Source organism: Edaphobacter bradus (assembly GCF_025685645.1).
GTDB classification, from domain to species: domain Bacteria; phylum Acidobacteriota; class Terriglobia; order Terriglobales; family Acidobacteriaceae; genus Edaphobacter; species Edaphobacter bradus.
Map to the genome: position 1 here is coordinate 1,268,978 of NZ_JAGSYF010000002.1, position 21,077 is coordinate 1,290,054.

16 protein-coding genes are annotated in these 21,077 nt (G+C 60.3%); 8 read left to right on the forward strand and 8 right to left on the reverse strand.

Annotation, left to right across the window (positions count from 1 at the left end):
- Positions 1 to 152: 152 nt before the first annotated feature.
- Positions 153 to 1,853: an NAD(P)/FAD-dependent oxidoreductase gene (locus OHL16_RS11455; protein ID WP_263367258.1), complete on the forward strand. Its 1,701-nt coding sequence runs from the start codon at positions 153 to 155 to the stop codon at positions 1,851 to 1,853.
- A 3-nt stretch (positions 1,854 to 1,856) separates the two neighbouring features.
- On the opposite strand, the gene OHL16_RS11460 is transcribed toward OHL16_RS11455, so the two are convergent.
- The 4 genes from OHL16_RS11460 to OHL16_RS11475 form a co-directional block, all read right to left on the reverse strand.
- Positions 1,857 to 2,207 carry a nuclear transport factor 2 family protein gene (locus OHL16_RS11460; protein WP_263367259.1) on the reverse strand — a complete coding sequence of 117 codons (351 nt, stop codon included), beginning with the start codon at positions 2,205 to 2,207 and terminating at the stop codon, positions 1,857 to 1,859.
- Between the two features lie 113 nt (positions 2,208 to 2,320).
- Positions 2,321 to 3,364, reverse strand: a complete 1,044-nt coding sequence (locus tag OHL16_RS11465) for a Gfo/Idh/MocA family protein (RefSeq protein WP_263367260.1) — start codon at positions 3,362 to 3,364, stop codon at positions 2,321 to 2,323.
- Complete coding sequence (locus OHL16_RS11470; protein ID WP_263367261.1) at positions 3,365 to 3,574, reverse strand: hypothetical protein; 210 nt, start codon at positions 3,572 to 3,574, stop codon at positions 3,365 to 3,367.
- 313 nt (positions 3,575 to 3,887) lie between these two features.
- The gene (locus OHL16_RS11475) at positions 3,888 to 4,022 is read right to left on the reverse strand and encodes a hypothetical protein (protein WP_263367262.1); all 135 of its coding nucleotides are present in this window, start codon (positions 4,020 to 4,022) and stop codon (positions 3,888 to 3,890) included.
- Between the two features lie 43 nt (positions 4,023 to 4,065).
- Between OHL16_RS11475 and OHL16_RS11480 the strand changes: the two genes are divergently transcribed.
- The gene (locus OHL16_RS11480) at positions 4,066 to 5,163 is read left to right on the forward strand and encodes an alpha/beta hydrolase (RefSeq protein WP_263367263.1); all 1,098 of its coding nucleotides are present in this window, start codon (positions 4,066 to 4,068) and stop codon (positions 5,161 to 5,163) included.
- 6 nt (positions 5,164 to 5,169) lie between these two features.
- Here OHL16_RS11480 and OHL16_RS11485 read toward each other — a convergent pair whose 3' ends face one another.
- On the reverse strand, positions 5,170 to 5,937 hold the full coding sequence (locus OHL16_RS11485) for a CAP domain-containing protein (RefSeq protein WP_263367264.1): 768 nt from the start codon (positions 5,935 to 5,937) through the stop codon (positions 5,170 to 5,172).
- Between the two features lie 94 nt (positions 5,938 to 6,031).
- On the opposite strand from OHL16_RS11485, the gene OHL16_RS11490 reads away from it, so the two are divergent.
- The gene (locus tag OHL16_RS11490) at positions 6,032 to 8,692 is read left to right on the forward strand and encodes a glycoside hydrolase family 3 protein (RefSeq protein WP_263367265.1); all 2,661 of its coding nucleotides are present in this window, start codon (positions 6,032 to 6,034) and stop codon (positions 8,690 to 8,692) included.
- A gap of 13 nt (positions 8,693 to 8,705) precedes the next feature.
- On the opposite strand, the gene alr is transcribed toward OHL16_RS11490, so the two are convergent.
- Positions 8,706 to 9,893, reverse strand: a complete 1,188-nt coding sequence (gene alr, locus OHL16_RS11495; protein WP_263367266.1) for an alanine racemase — start codon at positions 9,891 to 9,893, stop codon at positions 8,706 to 8,708.
- A 1,045-nt stretch (positions 9,894 to 10,938) separates the two neighbouring features.
- Between alr and OHL16_RS11500 the strand changes: the two genes are divergently transcribed.
- Positions 10,939 to 11,220: a hypothetical protein gene (locus OHL16_RS11500; RefSeq protein WP_263367267.1), complete on the forward strand. Its 282-nt coding sequence runs from the start codon at positions 10,939 to 10,941 to the stop codon at positions 11,218 to 11,220.
- Between the two features lie 221 nt (positions 11,221 to 11,441).
- Positions 11,442 to 12,182: a peptidoglycan-associated lipoprotein Pal gene (pal, locus tag OHL16_RS11505; protein WP_263367268.1), complete on the forward strand. Its 741-nt coding sequence runs from the start codon at positions 11,442 to 11,444 to the stop codon at positions 12,180 to 12,182.
- Positions 12,183 to 12,914: 732 nt separating this feature from the next.
- Here pal and OHL16_RS11510 read toward each other — a convergent pair.
- A complete protein-coding gene (locus OHL16_RS11510; RefSeq protein ID WP_263367269.1) occupies positions 12,915 to 13,835 on the reverse strand; it encodes a retropepsin-like aspartic protease in 921 nt (306 codons plus the stop codon).
- A gap of 102 nt (positions 13,836 to 13,937) precedes the next feature.
- On the opposite strand from OHL16_RS11510, the gene OHL16_RS11515 reads away from it, so the two are divergent.
- A complete protein-coding gene (locus OHL16_RS11515) occupies positions 13,938 to 16,232 on the forward strand; it encodes a winged helix-turn-helix domain-containing protein (RefSeq protein WP_263367270.1) in 2,295 nt (764 codons plus the stop codon).
- A gap of 103 nt (positions 16,233 to 16,335) precedes the next feature.
- Here OHL16_RS11515 and OHL16_RS11520 read toward each other — a convergent pair whose 3' ends face one another.
- Positions 16,336 to 18,258: a sulfatase-like hydrolase/transferase gene (locus OHL16_RS11520; RefSeq protein WP_263367271.1), complete on the reverse strand. Its 1,923-nt coding sequence runs from the start codon at positions 18,256 to 18,258 to the stop codon at positions 16,336 to 16,338.
- 690 nt (positions 18,259 to 18,948) lie between these two features.
- On the opposite strand from OHL16_RS11520, the gene OHL16_RS11525 reads away from it, so the two are divergent.
- Together OHL16_RS11525 and OHL16_RS11530 are read left to right on the forward strand one after the other, a co-directional pair.
- A complete protein-coding gene (locus OHL16_RS11525) occupies positions 18,949 to 19,293 on the forward strand; it encodes an ArsR/SmtB family transcription factor (protein WP_263367272.1) in 345 nt (114 codons plus the stop codon).
- Entirely contained in the window at positions 19,290 to 20,966 is a 1,677-nt protein-coding gene (locus OHL16_RS11530) for a SulP family inorganic anion transporter (RefSeq protein WP_263367274.1), read from the forward strand. The genes OHL16_RS11525 and OHL16_RS11530 overlap by 4 nt, the downstream gene beginning before the upstream one ends.
- The last annotated feature ends 111 nt before the right edge of the window (positions 20,967 to 21,077 follow it).

Here is a 21,077-nt window from a genome sequence, read left to right on the forward strand (position 1 = left end):
TTGGCAAACGTATCGCGAAGAGGGTGCGTCTCTGGAATGAGGCCGCCTCTCTCCAGCCGCAATGAGACCCCGATCTGGCGAATGCTCCAGTGTGCCGGAAACACGACAATCCCTGAAGAATAGGGTTCGGTCACCGTATAGTTGAAATCTGGATGAGCAAGAGAGCGATCATCATCGGAGCGGGTCCGGCCGGGTTGACGGCAGCGCTGGAGCTGCTGCGCAGAACCGACGTGAAGCCCATTGTGCTTGAGGCCTCCGGCGAGATCGGCGGAATCTCGCGAACCATCCGGTACAAGGGGTACCGCATGGATATCGGCGGCCACCGGTTCTTCTCCAAGAGCGACCGAGTGATGCAGTGGTGGATCGATCTGATGCCTCCTGAGCTGAACAACGGCAACGGAACGGAGTCGGAGCAGGAGATCAGCTACCAGGGCAATCGCCGCCTGGTTGCGGTTCCGGCGAATCTGACGCAGGAGCCGGTGATTCGCGGCGCTGGCCCCATCGTCATCGAGACCGATACCGACGAGACCGGGCCCACGGGCGAGCCGCACCCCTCGGAGCACGGACACACTGCGAGCATCGTCAGTGCTGCTGCTCCCACGTCCGATCTCGTTATGCTCATCCGTCCGCGCAAGAGCCGCATCTACTACCTGCGCAAGTTCTTCGACTACCCCATCACGCTGACGGCGACGACGCTGAGCAATCTCGGCCTGGCGCGAACGATCAAGGTCGGCACAAGCTACATGATGTCGCGCGTAAGCCAGATCAAGCCGGAGAAGAGCCTCGAAGACTTTCTGATCAACCGCTTTGGTCGCCAGCTCTATCTCACCTTCTTCAAGAGCTACACCGAAAAGGTGTGGGGTACTCCCTGCGACAAGATCAGCGCGGAGTGGGGAGCGCAGCGCATCAAGGGCTTGAGCTTGACGACAGCCGTGAAGCACTTCGTGAAGAAGGCCTTCAAGCGGCAGCCTTCCCGAGACCTGAAGCAGAAGTCCACGGACACAAGCCTGATCGAGCGTTTCATGTATCCGAAGTTCGGGCCGGGACAGCTCTGGGAGCATGTGGCGAATCTGGTCTGCGAGCGAGGCGGGGAGATTCACATGGGCTGGCGCGTGGACCGAGTGCACTGCGAGGGAGACAAGGTTGTCTCGATTGAGGCCGTGAACGGCGCCGGAGAGAGACAGACCTTCGCAGGAGACTACTTCTTCTCGACGATGCCGATGAAGGAGCTGGTCAAGGCGCTAGATGCTCCCGTGCCGCAGAACGTGCGCGAGGTGAGCGAAGGGCTGCAGTATCGCGACTTCATCACCGTCGGGCTGCTGGCCGACCGGCTCAAGGTGAGGGAGCATGACGGAGGCCTGCTGAAGGACACGTGGATCTACGTGCAGGAGCCGGATGTTCTCCTCGGACGGCTGCAGATCTTCAACAACTGGAGCCCTTATCTCGTGGCAGACCCGTCGAAGGTGTGGATTGGGCTCGAGTACTTCTGCTACGACACGGACGATCTGTGGAAGATGCCCGATGAGGACCTGAAGCGGTTTGCCATCGCCGAGGTCGCGAAGATCGGGATACTCAACGCGGAAGACGTCAGCGACGGCCATGTGGTGCGGGTTCCGAAGACGTACCCGGCTTACTTTGGAACGTACGACCGCTTCGACGAGCTGCGGCAGTTTACCGACTCGTTCGAGAACCTCTTTCTAGTGGGCCGGAACGGGATGCACAAGTACAACAATCAGGACCACAGCATGCTGACCGCGATGGCCGTGGTGGATGGGATTGTAGCGGGGCACGTGGACAAAGCGGCGCTCTGGAGCATCAACACTGAGCAGGAGTACCACGAAGAGAAGAAGTAAAGCTCACGCGACGACCGTTCCCTGGTGGAACAAGAGCTGCCAGCGCTTGTCTCGGTACACCCACAGGGACGACCGGTAGGAGACGGAGGTGACGGTGGTAAGGCGGTAGGTGGCCAGGGCGGCGTTGTCGCAGAGCGGCGTCACGACATAGTAGTGGATGGTGGCCGCGCGACCGTGGGACGATAGCATATCGTCGATGGTTTCCTGGCGGTTGGTGACGCGGCCTGTCGTGCAGAACTCCTTAAAGTCACTGGCGAGCAGCGGGATAAGCATCGTGCGGTCGGCAGTACGGTCAGGATGGAGCAAGAGCTCTTCAAGCGCGTACAGATCCGTCTGTAGCTCCTGAACTGTCATGGTGTTTAGTATGACGCATTCCGGGTGAGGGAAGTTTCGCAGGGATGCAATCTATTGAAAGATATGAACTTGCTCCTGCGTCTGTGGTCTCGCCGGGTGGCAGGACCTCTGGCTCAGAGACCGGTTCGGCGGGCGTGGTCGGCGATGGCGCGATTGATCTCCAGCGCGAGCGCAAGGGCACGGCGGCCGTCTTCGCCAGTGACCAGCGGCGCAGTGCGGTTGCGGACAGCCTCAAGGAAGGACGCAATCTCAAGGCGCAACGGCTCGCCGGGCTCGACCGGGACCTTCGAGAGCGAGAGGCCGGGCGAGGGGTGGCTGCCGGGTTGCTGCGATGCCTGCAGGAGTTGCGTCATCGCCGCGAGCTGGGCGGGGTCGAGTTTGGCCGCAGCTGTGACGTCGATCATCAACAGGTCCTGGCGTGCGAAGTCGAGCGAGAGGTACTGGTGGGGCTGGAAGAAGCGCAGCTTGCGGACGCGCTCGGTGCTGACGCGGCTGGCCGTAAAGTTGGCGACGCAGCCGTCCACAAACTCAAGCCGGACGTTCGCGATGTCGACCTTGCGCGAGAGCACAGGCAGCCCGACGGCACGGACCTCGCGCACCGGCGAGTCCACCAGCGAGAGGACGATGTCGAGGTCGTGGATCATGAGGTCGAGCACTACATCCACATCGAGCGAGCGCGGCGTGAAGATGCTGAGCCGGTGCGCCTCAAAGAACATCGGCTGGTGGAGGTGCTTCCGCGCGGCGGTGACAGCGGGGTTGAAGCGCTCGAGGTGGCCGGTCTGAACGATGCGGTTGTGCTCGAAGGCGAGCGAGAGGATGCGGTCGGCGTCCTCGAGGTTCGCGGCAAGCGGCTTTTCGATCAGCAGATCGACTCCGGCGGTCAGCAGCGGTGCAGCAGATTCGGCGTGTGCCACCGTGGGGACGCAGACAGAGGCTGCGTCGAGCTGCGTCCCGGCGAGGCAGGCCTCGATGGAGCTGAAGCCGGGGACGCCGAACTTCTCCGCAGCGGCCTGTGCCGCGGCGTCGTCGCGGTCGATGACGGCGGCGAGGCGAACATCAGCCCCGGCCTGCTCAAGCTCGCGATAGACGCGAAGGTGGTTGCGTCCGAAGACTCCCGCTCCGACGACGGCCACACGGAGTGGAGTTGCGGGAGTCACTTACTTGACGGGTGCCTCAACAGCCTGGCGGCAGCGCCCATAGAGCTCGAGCAGCTGGTTGATCTGCTCCTCGGGTTTGGCGGTGGGGGAGGGGACAAAGCCGGTCGAGCCGGGGCCCTTGGCTCCGACGTTGGCGTGCGCGGCGATGAACTTCAGCAGGTCAAGCGCGATGTCTTCCGTTCGGCGCGCAGCAAGGTTAGTGGCTTCCATGTATCGGGTTCCTCTCTGTATCTAAAGAGATGTTAAGGGGTGCGTGGCATGGGTGCAAATGGCGACGGAGTTGCATCGTCCGATTGCGCAGTTCATCGTGATGAACCGCAAAAGATGCTTGCTAATTCATCGCTTCAGCAGCATAGTTGCATTGGGCCCAACAATCTTCAGGGGAGGCGCCCGAGATCCTCTGCTGGCGCGTCCTTCTTGCCGCAGGAGGGTTTCCTATGTTGCGCACTCCTACCCGCCTTTGTTGGATTCTGGCCTCTGTTCTCTCTCTTTGCCTTGCTGGCGCACTCTCCTGCAAGAGCAATTACTCCGTTTCGCCGAAGCGCGACCACGGAAAGTCCAGCTCAACGACTGAGAGCAGCATGACAGGCTCATCATCTTCCGCCCCATCGGCGAGCCGGGCGCCTGCATCATCGTCGTCGGCGTCTGCGTCTGCCACTTTACCATCCAAACCTGGCTCGGGCACGCCGAAGAAGCCTTCTGTGAAGACTGCGGATGTCTCGACTGTGAAGGTGACCCGCACGAGGGCGACGGCCTCCGCAGCGGCGACACCGCCCGCGGAGGTGGGCGTGGGCGAGGGCGGCAAGCAGAAAAGGAGCATCGTTAAAGTCCGCGTCTTCTATGCGACCGACCGCGCAACTACGAACCCGACGGTAAAGGGCGTCGCCTACGGACCGGATGAGAACGCAACGAACTCACTGGCCTATGGTTCCCTGACCGTCAGCATTCCGCCGGGGCATGTGCCGGGCGAACTGGAGCGGCCTTTTTCCTTCTGGAAGATCGAACTTCCTGAGAACCCGGCCAAACATATCGTTCTCGAGCATGTTGCCGCAGAGAGCAAGGAGGAGTTCTTCGCCGATGTGAGCGGCGCAGTAGCGGCAGCTCCGCGCAAAGAGGTCCTGATCTTCATTCACGGCTACAACAATACGTTTCAGGAGGCTGCGCTTCGCACCGCTCAGATCACCTACGATATGGAATTTACCGGAACTCCCATCCTTTACAGCTGGCCCTCTCGCGGCACGTGGAAGGGCTATCTTGCGGATGAGGAGAGCGTGCAATGGACCACGCAGCACCTGATCGACTTCCTCGAGGATGTGCAGGCGCGCTCCGGCGCCACGACAATGCATGTCATCGCCCACAGCATGGGGAATCGCGCTCTGCTGAACGCCGTGGAGACGATGATTCGCGAGAAGGACAAGATCCACTTCGGCCAGGTCGTTCTCGCGGCCCCGGATGTCGCGCGCTCTCACTTTGTACAACAGATTCCGATTGTGCAGGCTGCCGCAGACCACATCACTCTCTACGCTTCCTCAAAAGACCAGGCGCTGGCGTGGTCTGAATTCTTCAACCACTATGCGCGTGCAGGACAGAGCGGAACCCTGACGATTATTCCCCCCGTCGAGACGATCGACGCCTCTGCCGTCGACCCGGGGTTCGTGGGACACTCGTACTTCGCGGATAGCGTCCTCGTGCTCTACGACATGATCTACGTCATCCGCGACGGACTGCCCGCAGCCCGCCGGTCGCACCTGCAACAGAGGTATTACGGAAGCAATATCTATTGGTGGTTTTCTCCGTAGCGGCGACTAATACATCAGCACAGCCAGGTGATATGTGGTGAAGCCCTCGCCGGTTCGCGTGCTTGGGCAGGCTCCCACGGCGACTGCGTGCTCGCGTACCTGTGGCATCCCTTGTAGCACGGTTGTGGGCAACTGGCTCAGATCGGGGCCGTCCCACTGCATCGCGAGAAGCACGCCCGTGGTGGGGCTGTTTGGCGACTCGCAGTTCCTGCGGGCGGCCTGCTTGGTCGCGGCCGACGGCTCTACCCTGATGCCGCGTTCGCGCAGGGCCTGCTGCGCGAGGCTCTCGATCTCCTCACGGCCCAGCACGGGATTGCTTCGCCCAAAGTCCTGCACGGCGTAGAGCGTTCCGCGAACATCGATGACGGAGATCCCGACCACATTCAGGCGCGGATTCAGGATGTTGGCGCGGTGCACGGGAGAGTTCATCCACCCGCGTTCGATCTCTGCGACGCCGGCCGTTGCGGCTGCGATGTTCTCCGAGATGGTGGTGAAGTGCGCGCCTGCCTGCGACGCGCGCGTCGTCAACTCGGGCTCGCCGGGATACTGGTGCTCGATCTCTCCAGGTTCACGACTCATGCGAATGGCATGCCCTCGCGCCGCACGCGCCAGAGCGGCGTCCCACCCCAGAGGCGGAAGACCGTGCTGGGCCCGGCTCTGGTTCGTCAACTGCAGCAATGTCTGCTCGGCAGTCCCCGGGGCCGCCTGTGCAAAGAGTGAGGGGATGAACGTCATAAGGCCGAGCAGCATGATCAGAACCCGAATGTTTCGCATCTCCATCAATCTTATGATGCGCGCCCTTAGGGCTCCCCATATAATTGGCAGGCTCGCTACTGAAACGATTTACTAACAGGAGTTTGATGCCTTCATGACTCGCCTGAGCGTCCGCTCTTTCTCGCGTCTCCTCGCTGTGCTCACAGTCTTTTTGATCTCGCTGCACGCGCAGCAGCCTGATGTGAGATCGCTTCCGTTTATGAATCCGGCGTTGCCGGTGGAGCAGCGGGTCGATGATCTGATCGGTCGCATGACGCTTGAGGAGAAGGTCGAGCAGATGCGCGACCATGCTCCGGCGATTCCGCGGCTGGGCGTGCCGAAGTACGACTGGTGGAACGAGGGCCTGCACGGCGTCGCCCGCGGAGGCTACGCGACCAACTTCCCGCAAGTCATCGGCATGGCGGCGACGTGGGACACGCGGCTGGTGCACGCGATGGCGCGGACCATCTCGACCGAGGCCCGCGCAAAGTACAACGAGGCCATGCGCAACGACCACTATGAGATGTACTTCGGTCTCACCTTCTGGGCTCCGAACATCAACATCTTTCGCGATCCCCGCTGGGGGCGCGGCCAGGAGACCTACGGCGAAGACCCGTTCCTCACCGGCAGCATGGGCGTGGCATTCGTAACCGGCATGCAGGGCGACGATCCGAAGTACTTCAAGGTCGTCTCGACGCCGAAGCACTACGCCGTGCACAGCGGGCCGGAGCCGCTGCGCCACCAGTTCAACGTGGATGTCTCGCCGCACGATCTTGAAGACACGTATCTGCCGGCCTTCCGCGCAACGGTGACGGAGGCGCACGCACAGTCGGTGATGTGCGCCTACAACGCCATCGATGGCGCTCCGGCGTGCGCGAACACGATGCTGTTGCGGGATCATCTTCGTGACGCGTGGCACTTCGACGGCTATGTGGTGAGCGACTGTGGCGCCGTGGCCGACGTCAACACCGGCCACCACTACGCGGCAGGCATGGCGCGCGCCGCAGCCGCAACAGCAAAGGCGGGCACCGATCTCGAGTGCGGGCAGGCGTTTGCCGCGCTGGTCGATGCCGTGCACCAGAACCTGATCACCGAGGCAGAGCTCAACACCGCACTGCGGAGGTTGTTCACCGCGCGCTTCCGGCTGGGAATGTTCGATCCGCCGGAGAGCTACGCCTACGGACGCATCGCAATGACAGAGAACAACTCTCCGGAGCATCGCCAGCTCTCCCTGCAGGCAGCGCGAGAGTCGATGGTGCTGCTGAAGAACCAGGACCACATGCTGCCGCTGAAGCCCGGCATCGCGCGAATCGCTGTCATAGGCCCAACGGCGGAGCTGGTGGAATCGCTGCAGGGCAATTACAACGGAACGCCCCCGTCGCCGGTCTATCCGGTCGCCGGAATCGAGAAGCGCTTTTCGTCTGCGAAGGTGAGCTATGCGCAGGGCTCGAGTCTGGTGGAAGGGCTGGCCATGCCCATCGAGCACACCGCGCTGCACCCTGCTAAGGGTGAGGGCGGCGGGCTCACAGGCGAGTACTTCAACTCGGCCGACCTGAGCGGAACGCCCGTGCTGACGCGCAACGACCGCAACATCAACTTCAACTGGGACAAGGTTGTTCCCGTCGAAGGCCTCTCGCGCAACAACTACTCCGTGCGCTGGACCGGCACGCTGACGCCGCCCGCCGCCGGCGACTACAAGCTGGGCGCGCGCGTGAACTACTGCTACACGTGCCAGAACTACGAGGGCTTCAGGCTCTACCTCGACGGAAAGCTGATTCTGGAAAGCAAGGGCAAGACCGGTGAACGCGGTGCGGCTGTCGATGCTGCCGTGCACTTCGCCGACACGAAGCCGCACCCCATCCGAGTCGAGTATCTGCACGGCACCGGTTCGGCTGGCATCGACCTCACATGGCAGGCACCAGCGAGCGTGCTGCGCGAGGAGGCCGTGCGGGCAGCGAAGCAATCAGACGTGACGATTGCCTTCGTTGGACTGTCGCCGTCACTTGAGGGCGAGGAGATGCCGGTCAAGCTTGCGGGCTTCAGCGGTGGTGATCGCACGGCGATCGATCTCCCGGCCGTGCAGCAGGAGTTGCTGCAGGCCGTCGCCGCAACGGGCAAGCCGCTCATCGTCGTGCTCGAGAACGGCAGCGCGCCCGCAGTCAACTGGGCCGCCGAGCACGCGCAGGCGATCCTCGAGGCGTGGTATCCCGGCGAAGAGGGCGGCACGGCCATCGCCGAGACGCTTGCGGGCGACAACAATCCCGCGGGGCGCCTCCCGCTGACGTTCTACTCGTCGCTCGACCAGTTGCCCGGATTCGAGGACTACTCGATGAAGGGCCGCACATATCGCTACTTCGCGGGCAAGCCGCTCTATGGATTCGGCTATGGCCTCAGCTACTCTACGTTTGCCTACAGCAACGTCAGGGTCTCAGCGGCCAGCGTAAAGGCGGGCGAGCCCGTCACGGTCGAAGGCGATGTGAAGAACACGAGCTCGGTCGCCGGCGATGAGGTCGTCGAGCTGTACCTCACGCAGCCGAAGGCCTTTGAGACGCCGCTGCGTGTGCTGGCGGGCTTCACGCGCGTTCACCTCGACCCCGGCCAGACGGCGCAAGTTGGGCTCACGCTCGATCCGCGCTCGCTCGGCCAAGTCGATGAGAAGGGAAACCGAGTCATCGTCCCGGGCGAGTATCTCGTCTCGCTGGGAGGATCGCAGCCCGAGGCGGGGAGTCAAAGCGCGAAGTTTGAGATCGCCGGAGAGCAGACGCTGCCTAAGTAGGCTCAGCCCTGCCTCACGCAAGACGCTGCCTGGCGCGGACTCCGCAGAGAATCTCGTAGGAGATCGTGCCGGCAATGCTCGCGTGATCGTCGGCGGTGATGCCATCGCCCAGCAGAACAGCTTCATCGCCGACGTTGACACCACTAAGTCCCGTGACATCGACAACGGTGAGGTTCATCGAGATTCGGCCAACGATATTTGCGCGCTGGCCGTTGATGAGAACCCAGCCGCCAGTGCTGCCGTTCGTTGCTGAGAGCGACCTCCGCAGGCCGTCCGAGTAGCCCACGGGCAGCAGCGCCAGGCGCATGGCGCGCTGCGCGATGAAGGCGCCGTTATACCCGACGGCCTCGCCCGGGGCGACATCGCTCAGGGCCATGACGCGTGTCTTCCACGTCATCACCGGCTGAAGCCTGTCGTGGACGCGCGCCGCAACCGGGCCGCTGAAGCCTGGAGCGCGTTCGATGGGAAGGGAATAGCCATAGAGGCCGATCCCGCTGCGCACCATGGGACGCGCGCTGAGTGTGCGCGCCACGCGAGCGAGCCACGCCATCGGATCGGCCTCGGCTCCGTTGTCGATGGTTGAGGTGTTTCCGGCGTGGACCCACGCAGGACGCAATCCCGAAGCTGCAACTGCGCGACACGCCTGCTCGAAGCGCTCGCGCTGCAGCGTCGTCTGCGGAGAGCCCGCGATCTCCGCAGAAGCGAAGTGGGTCATCAGGCCCTCGAGCGTGAGTTGTGGATGCGCAACGAGCCACGCGAGAATGCCGTCGAACTCGGGCCCCGGAGCGACACCCTGCCGCGACATGCCGGAGTCGATCTCGAGATGAACGCCAAGAGGCGCTGCACCCGCGCGGCTGACTGTCACGGCGAGGCTCTCAAGCTGCGGAAGCGTCCAGACCACAGGGGCAAAGTCGTGCTCGACGATGGCGGGAGCGTCCTCGGGGAGAAGGCCGCTCATGATGAGGATTCGCGGACGCGGCTCGACTCCGGCCAGCGAAGCGAGCACTGCAACTCCCTCTGCGACGTCGGCCACGCCGAGCCATCGGGCCCCGGCGCGTGCCAGTGCTGGTGCGCACGCCGGGGCTCCGTGTCCGTATGCATCTGCCTTGATAACGGCCATTACTTCAACACCGGCCATCTCGGCCAGCGCGCGATAGTTCGCCGCCAGCCTGCTCTCTGAGAGCTCCACCCAACTGTTCACTCCTTCATCCTACCTTCCGGGTACCCCTCCCCACCTGAAGTATGCAAAATATTCAAAGTAGATACTTTAAGTCCGGACTTCGCGACGCACGTTTTATGCCACTCTGATAGGAAGCAGAAAGCCCGGCCTGGTGGCCGGGCTTCTTTTTGTTCCTGCTTTAAGGTTATCAGGGGCGTCAAGTCTGGGCTGTGGAAATTTGAACGTGCCGCTAGCGAGCAGCGGGTCAGTTTGACACTGTGAGATGGAGTTTCGTAACCGGCACGATTGTTTCCGAGTTGCCGGTAATGCTCCCAGTACACGTAGGCAAGCTCACTGATGGCTGGGACCTTCCGCGTGAACCGCAAGCTTGGTTCGAGAACAACCTCGCGTCATTGCTTTGGCGTGACGATATGGGCGGCACTAGCGATACATACGGCTTGCATGTGGCCTTGGATAGGAGGTTCCAAAGGGCAGACTTCGAAGTCTCCGTAGACTCTCCACCCACCTAAATTGGGTGTGTTTTTGGGTAGCGCGAAATGCAGTTCGGGCACTTCATTGTCGAGTGTCTGACTGTCGTGGGTGAAGCCATATCGGTTGCTGTAGATGCCGTAGATGTGGTGGGTTCCGATTTGCCAGAGCCTAGTTGAGGGCGTGCCGTTGCCAGCCGAAAGCCTCCCATGGACATGTACGCAGCTTTGGGCCGTCTCAGGCTTCTTACAGGGCTCTTGCCGATAATCCTTGTTAGCCAATGCTCGGCCAGAAGTCAGAAGGACGAGGATAGCAATGAATCGAAACATGTTCGACACTGTACACCAGCTTGGAACAAAAGGCCGCTTCTTCAGCGCATTTCGGTGATTTTGGGCAGTTGGTCGGCAATACGGGAGGAAGAGCGTGCCGCGAATGTGCAGGAAGAGCTAGGAATACCATGTTATTGTGGTATTTGAACCCGGCGCACGAGGTGGACTCAGATTTGTCACAGCCTGAGAAAGCAAGACTGACTAGGCCTACCACTTGGCTGTTGTTTTTCCTGTGCCTCTCGCTATTTGCATGGCGCCTCGGTTCCAGGGTGGCGCAATATCACTCCTCGACGACCGACGATCCCGCCACCATTGCGTTCTTCGACGCCAACGAGCAGAACCTCGAAACCTTCGATGAATGCCTTGATCTGGGCCGGTCCCATCTGCGCGTGGTCGCCAGGGATCACGGCTGGTTCATCGCCATTGAGTCGGCTGCGTCGCCCGGTTGGCAGATTCTCAAAGACCAGCCGGGGCCTCCGCCCCTCCTGTCTGAGATCTTTGCCCGTTCCGTCTCCGTCTTTTCCAATCCTCCGCCTCCCTCCCTCGCCTAGCGGCTTCTCTCCGGAGCCTTCTGGTTCTGTCAGCGCCTGATCCCAGCGATCGGCAAAGAGTTGTCCCTCAAAGCAACGAGTTCAGTGCAACCAGCTGCGGTGCTTGACGGAACCCGGATCACTGGTCGCCTTGTTCGTCGCTCCCGACTACTTAGCCTTGGAACACATCCTGCCGGTACAACGACAAATTATAAGCACATGAAAAATAGGGAGATTTAAGAATGAAAGTCCATCGCCTCAAGCTGCGCTCCGCAGCCTTTCTCTTTGCAACAACTCTAGTCCTTTCGGGATGCCACAAGAAGGTCGCATCAGCGCCTCTTGCGCCGCCGCCCCCGCCACCGCCCGCGGCAACTGCCCACATCATGGTGAGTCCATCAGCCATCGAGCAAGGCGGGTCCTCAACTCTCACCTGGACCACGACGAACGCGACCCAGGTAAGCATCACCGGCCTCGGAACCGTTCCGCCAAACGGCTCGCGCACCGTCACTCCCGCTAGTTCGACCGACTACACCCTCACCGCCACCGGAGCCAGTGGTGTGCCCGTGCAGGCCGTTACGCGAATCACCGTAACCCCGCCTCCGGCCAGGGCCGCCGCACCTCCATCCTCGACCGACGAAGAGTTGTTCGCGCAGAACATTCGCGACACCTACTTCGACTACGACAAGTACGACCTCCGTCCCGCCGATAAATCGACCACCGTGCAGGATGCATCGTTCATGAAGAGCCACCCCGGCTGGAAGATCCTCATCGAGGGTCACTGCGATGACCGCGGCTCGGCCGAATACAACATCTCCCTGGGAGACAACCGTGCGCAGTCACTCCGAAAGGCTCTTACCGACGATGGAGTGGAAGCCAGCCGCATTCGCGTAATCAGCTACGGCAAAGAGAAGCCCTTCTGCACGGACGATAACGAGGAATGCTGGCAAAAGAACCGTCGTGACCATCTGAAGCTCGATCGATAAAGGTCACAACCGCCGTCTCAATATCAGGGACACCGGCTGGTTTTGTGCCAATTCCTAAAATAGAAACAGTAGGAAGAAAGGGAAGCCCGTCCGAAAGACGGGCTTCTTCTTGCATTTAGGTCCATGTCCTGACGTTCAGGGCCTCACAATCCTCTTTAAAGCCAAGTTCCGCAGAATCTCGGTGAGTGTATCGGCGATTATTCACTCGCTGAGAAGGGCAATGCACTCATTGACTACCTAACGGATGTATTGTCGGCAACCCGGACATTTCGACCCGGTTCCACGAAACTTCTGGATTGCCGGTCCATCCGCCCAGAACGGTCCTTTACCATTGCGAAGTGATCCACCAATCATTCTTTAGGAATAGCAAGCGGGGCGTTGCACCTGTGTGCGATAGCTGGCGGTTGTGGCACTCGATACATCGGTTAGATGCTTCGCTGCACTCAGCCGACGGGACAACTCATGTTCCGTGCTACCTCTCTTCCACGTTTGATCCTCATTTGCCAGCGCCACCTCTTGTTGTTGCCAGTATTGTCGGCTATTCGGAGGCTATCGTGTCTCTGTCACCGGCGAAGTTCCTCGAAAAACGACGTTCCAATAACTGCGGATTCCTCAAATTTCAAACCGACCCACTACCCGCTGGCTAGGCGGGCCTTTCTTAACTCAGCTCCATTCGTAGGAAAGTGATTTTGCAATAGTTGACTACCTCCGGCGACCCGAGGATTTTTTGTCCTACCACGGCTCAAGGATGACAAAGCGATCCGCGTAGCTGATGTAGACGCGTCGGAAGAGCGCGGTTGGCAGGAGCCCATCTACCTCTTCTACTTTGGGGAGATCTTTCCTCGTGACCGTGGGGGTTACGAAGGATAATTGATGAAGGGTTAGTGTGCCGATCTGCATGTCTTGAGGCGGCAGGACGGCAAAGACGCGTTCTGCCCCGTCTGGACCGCGGTCGCGTATTTGCGCACTTACCGAGAATCCACCCACCATGTCTTTGCCAGAGTCGAACAAGAACGGGACATTCGCGCCGGAATCAAGTAGCTGGAGCAGTGGCCTGCCAGGAATGCGGGACAGGTGGATCGAGATGATGAGGCGCTCTGTGACCAAACCCCCGCCTTCGGAATGAGGCGGCATCACCAGCGCGATATGTTTCCCTTTCACTTCAGGCTGCATCAGCTTCGTTTCGTCGAGGTAAAGCAAGCCATTGGCGTAGTCGATGAGCAGGTCGAAATGCCTCAGAAAGTTACCGCCAAGAATTCCGCGGATGCGCGGATCGGCTGCCTGGAGATGCTCGATGTTTTGAACGACAACCAGAGGGTTTGCTATAGCATGCGAGCCGGCTTCCAGTGTGTCGAGGTGCGCGAACGAAGGACGCGCGCGGAAACCGACGCCGATGAGCATTGTCATGCCCTCGATTTTCAAGTGAAGTTCGGCGGCCAGCGCTGGATCGACGCCGGTGACCTGGGCGCCTGTATCCACTAGAAAGTCGTACGGACCGGTGTGGTTGATCTCGACCGGAACAATCATTAGGGAGCGCTGGACGACACGGAAGCGTAAACTAGCGGCATTTCCCGGGCGGTGTGGTTCTGCGTGAAGCACGGGCAGGATCGTCGTTGCGAGTGTTATGGAAGCGATCCATTTGAAGGTAGACATCGGAGATCTCCTCAGCCGAATAGGCTGGGAGAACTTTGCGGCCGTGTCCCTGCATGGTCATGATGGGTTCATGATCATTCCCTGAATGGGGGTGATGAATTCGTGATTGCGCACAAGTCCTTTGTTTTCACCTTCGCGGATGTGGAGGTTCGAGAACGCGAGTTCCGCATCGTTAAGTCGGGCGAGGTGTTGCCGGTTGAGCCGAAGGCATTTCGAGTCCTGCTTTTCCTTGTTCGCAATCCCCACAGGTTGATCGGGAAAGACGAGCTTCTGGATGCGGTCTGGAACGATTCCGCCGTGACCGAAAACTCGCTGACGCGGAGTATAGCGTTGCTGCGGCGTCTGCTTGGGGATGACACGCGGGAGCCGCGCTACATCGCCACGGTGCCTACCGTCGGCTATCGCTTTTTGTGCGATGTGAAGGTTGCGGAAGATGGTTTCGAAGGGCTTGAGACGGCTGAGCCGCAACCGGCGAACAGCCGTAAGGAATCGGAACCGCCGAGGGGAACCAATGGAGACCGGATAAGCCCCGATCATTCACAGATCCAAACTGCCGCCGAAGATCGAGTGGAAGAGAAGGTCGAGCAGCCTTCGGATCGAAGAGAGAGATTGCCGAAGAGACTGCTTGTTCCGGGATCGATCGCGGCCGCACTTCTAATCCTCGTCACAGGATTCTTTGTCTACCGCGCGATTCGCGATCGCGAGGCCCGCGGAAATGCAATTCGGCCCGCTGGTAACACCACAGCATCGCGGATGCACTTCGTCCTGCTTACCACCTTTCCGGGCGAGGTTAGGTGGCCGGCCTTCTCGCCGGATGGGGAAAAGATTGCCTTCATGTGGGACGGCGAAAATCCGGTTAAGGGTGACTTATACGTGCAACTGGTCGGCGGGGAGAGTCCGCTCCGGCTCACCCACACCAGCAGTGGTTATATCTGCTGCGCGGACTGGTCGCCAGACGGACGGGAGATCGCCTTCGGCCGCTGCGATGACCGCGGTGGTGGGGTCTTCACGGTTCCGGCGCTGGGTGGTCCGGAGCGCAAACTCACCGACGTTGTATGCCACTTTGGCAGGGCTGGATACCCGAAGTGGATCGGCAACGGAAGATCGCTATTGATTGTGGATCGTTGTGTGCCTGACGGTCCAGGAGGCATTGTGGTGTTTTCCCTGGAAACAGGAGAGAAGCGGTGCCTGACCGCTCCTCCACTTTACAGTGAGCCGGGGGATATGCTCCCTGCCATCTCCCCGGATGGCAAGACCGTGGCTTTCAGCAGAATGTCCACACCGAACCGGTCTGAGCTCTACACTGTCGAGCTCTCGGGAGGAAATCTACGGCAATTGACCCACGAAGGTAATAGAGTGGGGAATCTAATGTGGTCGTCAGACGGACAACACATCATCTTTATCTTCAACTCGAGTCGAGTCGGACTTGGCCGGGTCTGGCGAGTCCCCGCAGCAGGCGGCGCGATTGAGCCTGCAACCATTTATCCGGCAACGGGTGCGCTGTCGCGGGACGGGCGACGATTGGCATATCTTTATCCAACGGGCGAGGGTTCCTGGGAGATATGGCGTACGGCGCTCTCCAGCCCGGGAGGACAGGTTGTTTCGCGAAACAGGATCATCGAGTCCGCCGGCTGGAATTCCGCGCCGCAGCCGTCGCCCGATGGACAACAAATCGCATTTGAGAGCTGCCGTTCGGGGCAATGCGAGGTATGGAGAACAGCCGCGGATGGCAGCAAGCCGCTGCAGATGACTTTCTTCGACAATGGCTTTTCCGGCACCCCTCGCTGGTCGCCCGACGGCAAATGGATCGCCGTCGACCATCACACGGCGACACACGGCCAGATCTATCTGATCGACTCCGAAGGCCGCAACCTGCACCTGATCGCATCGGGCAACTACGAAAATGTTGTGCCTGGGTGGTCGCGCGATGGGACCGCCGTCTATTTCGCCTCCAACCGCACTGGAAGCTGGCAGGTCTGGGGGCAGAATCTCGCGACCGGACGAGAGACTCAGGTGACCCATCACGGCGGCTTTGCAGCTTTCGAAGCTTACGATGCGAAGACTATTTACTATTCGAAGTTTGAAGGCGGAGGCATCTGGAGCACACCGGTAGGCGGAGGAGAGGAAAAGCAGATAACTGACGCGCTACATCTTGGCTACTGGGGCCATTTTGCGGTGACGGAGGCGGGACTCTACCTGCTCGATGCTGATGCGTTCCCCAGGCCCACGGTCATGTTCTACAGCTTCCAGACGCGCCTGCTTACACCGGTGATGCAACTCGAGAAGAACCCTATCCCGTGGACGGCAAATCTAGCCGCTTCGCGCGATGGACGGACTGTATTCATCGCTCAGGGTACTTTCCACAGCTCCATCGCGATGGCGGAGAACTTCCAGTAGGCGCCATAGCAAATAGGGCGTCTCGCAGCGCTGAACAGAAAGAAAGCAGGGAGGCGCGCGGAATGAGCGCCTCCCTGTGAGTGTGTGCGGTGTAGCCGACTCTTTAGAATTGCCCACCGTAGCCGAGCAGCGTTCTGAGGCCGCCACTTTGCCATGTGGGAGGAGGCTGGTGCGCGATGAGGTCGCGGAATGCTACGTGTGCGATCTCGGATTTGATCTGCTGGAAGCGCAGCGAGGTTGGATCGAGTGGACTGCCGGGCAGATGCGCGGCGAGCTCATTGGGAAGGTAGTTGTTGACGAGCGCGTCGTAGCCCTGTTCGGCACGGGGGTCGTCGGGGTCGCTGTTGAGCTCGAGCTGGCCGGCCTTGGTGGAGTAGTCGTAGAACTCGAGTTGCACGGTCGCGGGATTGATTTTGGTAGAGAGAGGGAACCAGTCGTAGTAGGCACCAACCTTGGTGTCCTCAGTGCGGAGGGCGAGGATGTTGGTTGGGGACCCGTTGAAATTGAAGTAGCCGGGAGCGATCTCGTCGGTAGCGAAGAGGAGGTAAGACCGGCCGGGAGCGAAGCGCGACTTCAGCATGGAGTACATGTCGTGCCGGTTGTTGTAGATCTGGTTATAGGGAGACTGCGTTAGCCAGGTTGTGTCGCCCTTGTTGCCGAGGGTGACGAACATGTTCAGCAGGTCGACGGAGGAGCAGAGGCCGGTGCGGATGACGTTGGTATCGTCGGTGAAACGGCCGCTGGGATCCATGACGATCAGCGGAATGTGCATGCACTCCTCGTAAACGGTTCCGATCTTGCCCTGAACGAAGCCGTGTGCGCCGTTGTACTCACCGTGGTCGGAGGCGAAGATGATGACGGTGTTGTCGATGATGCTCTGCGGCAGCTTGTTGAGCTCACCGAGGAGGTCGCCAATCTGATCATCGAGGAACTTGGTGATCTGGGTGTAGCTGTCGAGGCCGCGTTGCCAATAAGTGAACGGCGCGAAGCCTACGCCGAAGCCGGTGGGCCCTTGGGGTCCGTCGGGGTAAGGAAGGACCTGGAATCCCTGCTGAGATTGGTTAGCTGTAACACCTCCCCAGACGGCTTCTTGAAGAAGCTGCATGTAGGTATGGGTGGTGGGTTTTCCGGCTGCGGCATAGTTGCTGGGGTCCTGCCAGTTGGGCGGAAGGTTGGGGTAGCCGAAGGGGGGTGGGGATTTGGTCGCGTTGGTGTCCCAGTTCACGATCGGCGGGGTGTTGGTATAGTCGACGACCTGCTTGAGCTGGGCGCTTGTAGGTTTGTTCTGGTTGTAGCTCGCGAAGAGGTTGGTGAAGGTGAGGAACTCGGTGCCGGCGGGGAAGAACTCGCGGTCGTGCGGGTTGACGTAGCCGACGGTCAGGCACCATGGGGCATCGGTGGTCTTGACGTTCTCGAGGTAGGCGATGGCCTGGCCGGTGGTGTAGGCGTCGTTGTTGAACACGGGAGTATCAGGGGGCATGGCGGGGGCGCCGTAGGTTCCCTGCAAGTTGTATCCGGTGGGGTCCGGGGGGCTGTCCCAGGCGAACCCGTAGGGGGCTGTGTCACTGGGGCCGTTAGGAACGGAGACGTGCCACTTGCCAAAGTATGGCGTGGTATAGCCGGCTGCCTGAAGGAGCTTGCCGAAGGTAGGATAAGCAGGATTGAGGACCGGAACGTTGGGATTCGTGGTGATGGTGCCGATGAGCCAGCTCTGATGGGAGTAGAGGCCGGTAATGATGGTGCCGCGAGAGGGCGTGCACGCGCATGCCGCGGTGTAATAGTTGGAGAACTTTACGCCTTTCTTCCAGATGTGTTTGTACAGGTTGGGCATGAAGCGCTTGAAGTAGTTCTCCGCGTCATTGACGCCCATGGGAAAGACTGTTGGCCAGCGCAGCTCATCGACGAGGATGAAGAGGATGTTGGGTTGCGGGCCCGGTTCAGTTGTGTTTTTAGCGAAGCCCAGGCGACTGGCTACACTTGCGCCGGCGACGGCGGCGGTGGTTTTCAGAAAATCTCTGCGTTTCATTGTCTATCCTCCAATCGATGAAATTCGTTGCTGCTGAGAGTGAAATTCGGAGAGGCCGAAGCCGGTATGGCACCCACACCGGAGATAACTGAGAGTTTGCACAATGGTTGACCTGGCCCTGTTTCAGGGCCTCTTTAGCTGGATGCAGCATGCGTAGACAGCTTTTCGAGAGCGGATGAGGGCTCTCGATGAGGCGCCGGTTTAGTGCAATGAATCAGGTAGCCGGTGGATTCCTGGGAGATCGAGGGGGTCGATAGATTTCTGGAGAGACCAGGGCCGACGAGAGTCGCAAGGGAAGATCACTTACGCGACGGGCAGATTCTACGCTGGGCGCTAAGAGGGGTCAATTCAATACTTGTTAAGATCGAATGAACATCGTCTGTCTTGTGCGAAGCACGTCTCAGAGGTCAACAAACGTTGGTTGACCAGCTTGCCATCTCGACATGCTTATCGCTCCTGATCTCAATGGCGATAACATCAGGGCGAGTCACTCATCGAAACCGGAACAGGGAGTCTTGTGGCATTCCTGGTGGTTGGTCGGCTATTCGGAGACTATCGTGTCTCTGTCGCCGGCGAAGTTCCTCGAAAACGAGGTTCCCAATAACTGCGGATTCCTCAAATTTCAAACTGACCTGACGGATCAGCTATATTAGTAAATTAGAATATTCGATATTTGATAGGTGGTCTCACATGCCCGACTCCCTTCGGCGTTTTAAGGCAGACATCTTCCAGGCGCTGGCCCATCCGACGCGCATCGCCATCATCGAGCTGCTGAGCGCAGGGGAGCTCTCGGCGGGGATCCTGATCGAGAAGCTTGGCATGGAACAGGCCAACGTCTCCCAGCACCTTGCCGTCCTGCGGGCGAAGCAGATCGTGGCGAACCGGAGGGCCGGAAACCAGGTCTTCTACTCGGTCCGCGATCCGATCATCCTCGAAGTGCTGGCGCTGATGCGGCGCTACTTTCAGAAGCATGTCGGCGAGGCGATGGAGGCGCTGGGTGAGATGGAGAGCGACCTGATGGAGTCATCGCGATGAGAGTTCCGGAACAATGGCTTCCCCGCTCAATCCAGAGTCTGCGCGGCTACACGGCGGCAATGTTTGGACACGACCTGATCGCCGGTGTGACGGTAGGTCTGGTCGCTTTGCCTTTGGCGATGGGATTCGGCATCGCCTCCGGGGTAACGCCGCAGGCTGGGCTATATACCGCGGTCATCGCCGGCTTTCTGATCTCAGCCCTGGGAGGCTCACGGACGCAGATTGGCGGACCTACCGGCGCGTTTGTCGTGATTGTCGCTGGAATCGTAGCCCGCTTTGGGATCGCCGGCCTCGCGCTCGTGACCGTAATGGCGGGAGTGCTGCTGATCGTAATGGGCGCAACCGGCTTTGGGGCGGCCGTGAAGTTTATTCCGCGTCCTGTGACGATCGGCTTCACCAACGGAATCGCGCTGTTGATCGCCTCAACGCAGATTAAGGATTTTCTGGGCCTCAGGACGCCTCCCGTCCCCGGCGATTTTCTCGGCCGCATGAAGATCCTGCTGACGCACATCCAGACGATCGATGGGCGAACACTGGCGTTAGGAGTGATTTCGCTGGCGATCATTGTGGCGCTGCGAAAGCTTGCGCCACGGGTCCCGGGATCGATCATCGCGCTGCTGGTGTGTACGCTCGCTGTGGTGGGGCTGCATCTTCCGGTGGAGACGATCGGGACCAAGTTTGGCGGCATTCCACAGGGATTTCCCAGATTTGCCTGGCCACACTTTGAGGCAGCGCATGTCATTCCGCTGCTGCCTTCGGCGTTTACTGTAGCGATGCTGGCCGCGGTGGAGAGCCTGTTGTCGGCGGTTGTGGCCGATGGCATGACGGGAGATCGCCACAACTCCAACATGGAGCTGGTGGCGCAAGGCGTGGCGAATCTGGCTTCGCCGCTCTTCGGCGGAATCCCGGCGACAGGTGCGATTGCACGTACCGCCACGAATATACGGTCGGGCGCGCAGACGCCGGTGGCAGGGATGGTCCATGCCCTGACGTTGCTGGGGATTCTGTTAGTGGCGGCTCCTCTGGCCCGGTTTGTGCCTCTGGTCTCGCTGGCTGCAGTGCTGTTTGTCGTGGCTTACAACATGGGCGAGTGGCGCGAGATCCGCACCATTCTTCGGCTTACGAAAGCGGACATCGCAGTGTGGCTGGCGACGTTTTCGCTGACCGTCTTTGCCGATCTCACCGTTGCGGTTGGAGTTGGCATGGCTCTTGCGGCTCTGCTGTATATCTATCGCATCGCCCAGACCACGACGGTGGAGCCTGTGACAAGCGAGTACCTGCGCGAGGGGCAGCCGCACATCCTGCAGGACAAAGACATTCCCCCAGAGATCACCATTCTCCGAATCCACGGCCCGTTTCTGTTCGGCACGACCGAGCAGCTGACCGAGGCGACGAAGGATCTGGAGATGTTTGAGCAGGTTGTGATCCTGCGGTTGCGCAACATGACAGCGTTGGACGCAACCGGACTGCACGCGATCGAGCAGCTCGCCGACCGGCTGCACGCTACCGGAAGAATGCTCCTGCTTTGCGGCGCGCGGTCTCAGCCCGCGAAGCTGCTGGAGCAGTCGGAGTTTGTAGAGCGGGTCGGAAGGGAGAACATCCTGCCGCATGTGCAAGCGGCACTTGACCGTGCGCGCTCTTTGCTTGCCGAGATGGAGCCGGACACGGTCTGATGGCTTTGCGAATTCAGCGGTGAAGTAATGTGCCAATTTCCGAGTGGCCGACAACACGCCCGGAACTTGCCAATGAACGCATTGGCCTGTACGCACCCACTGAGCCCAACC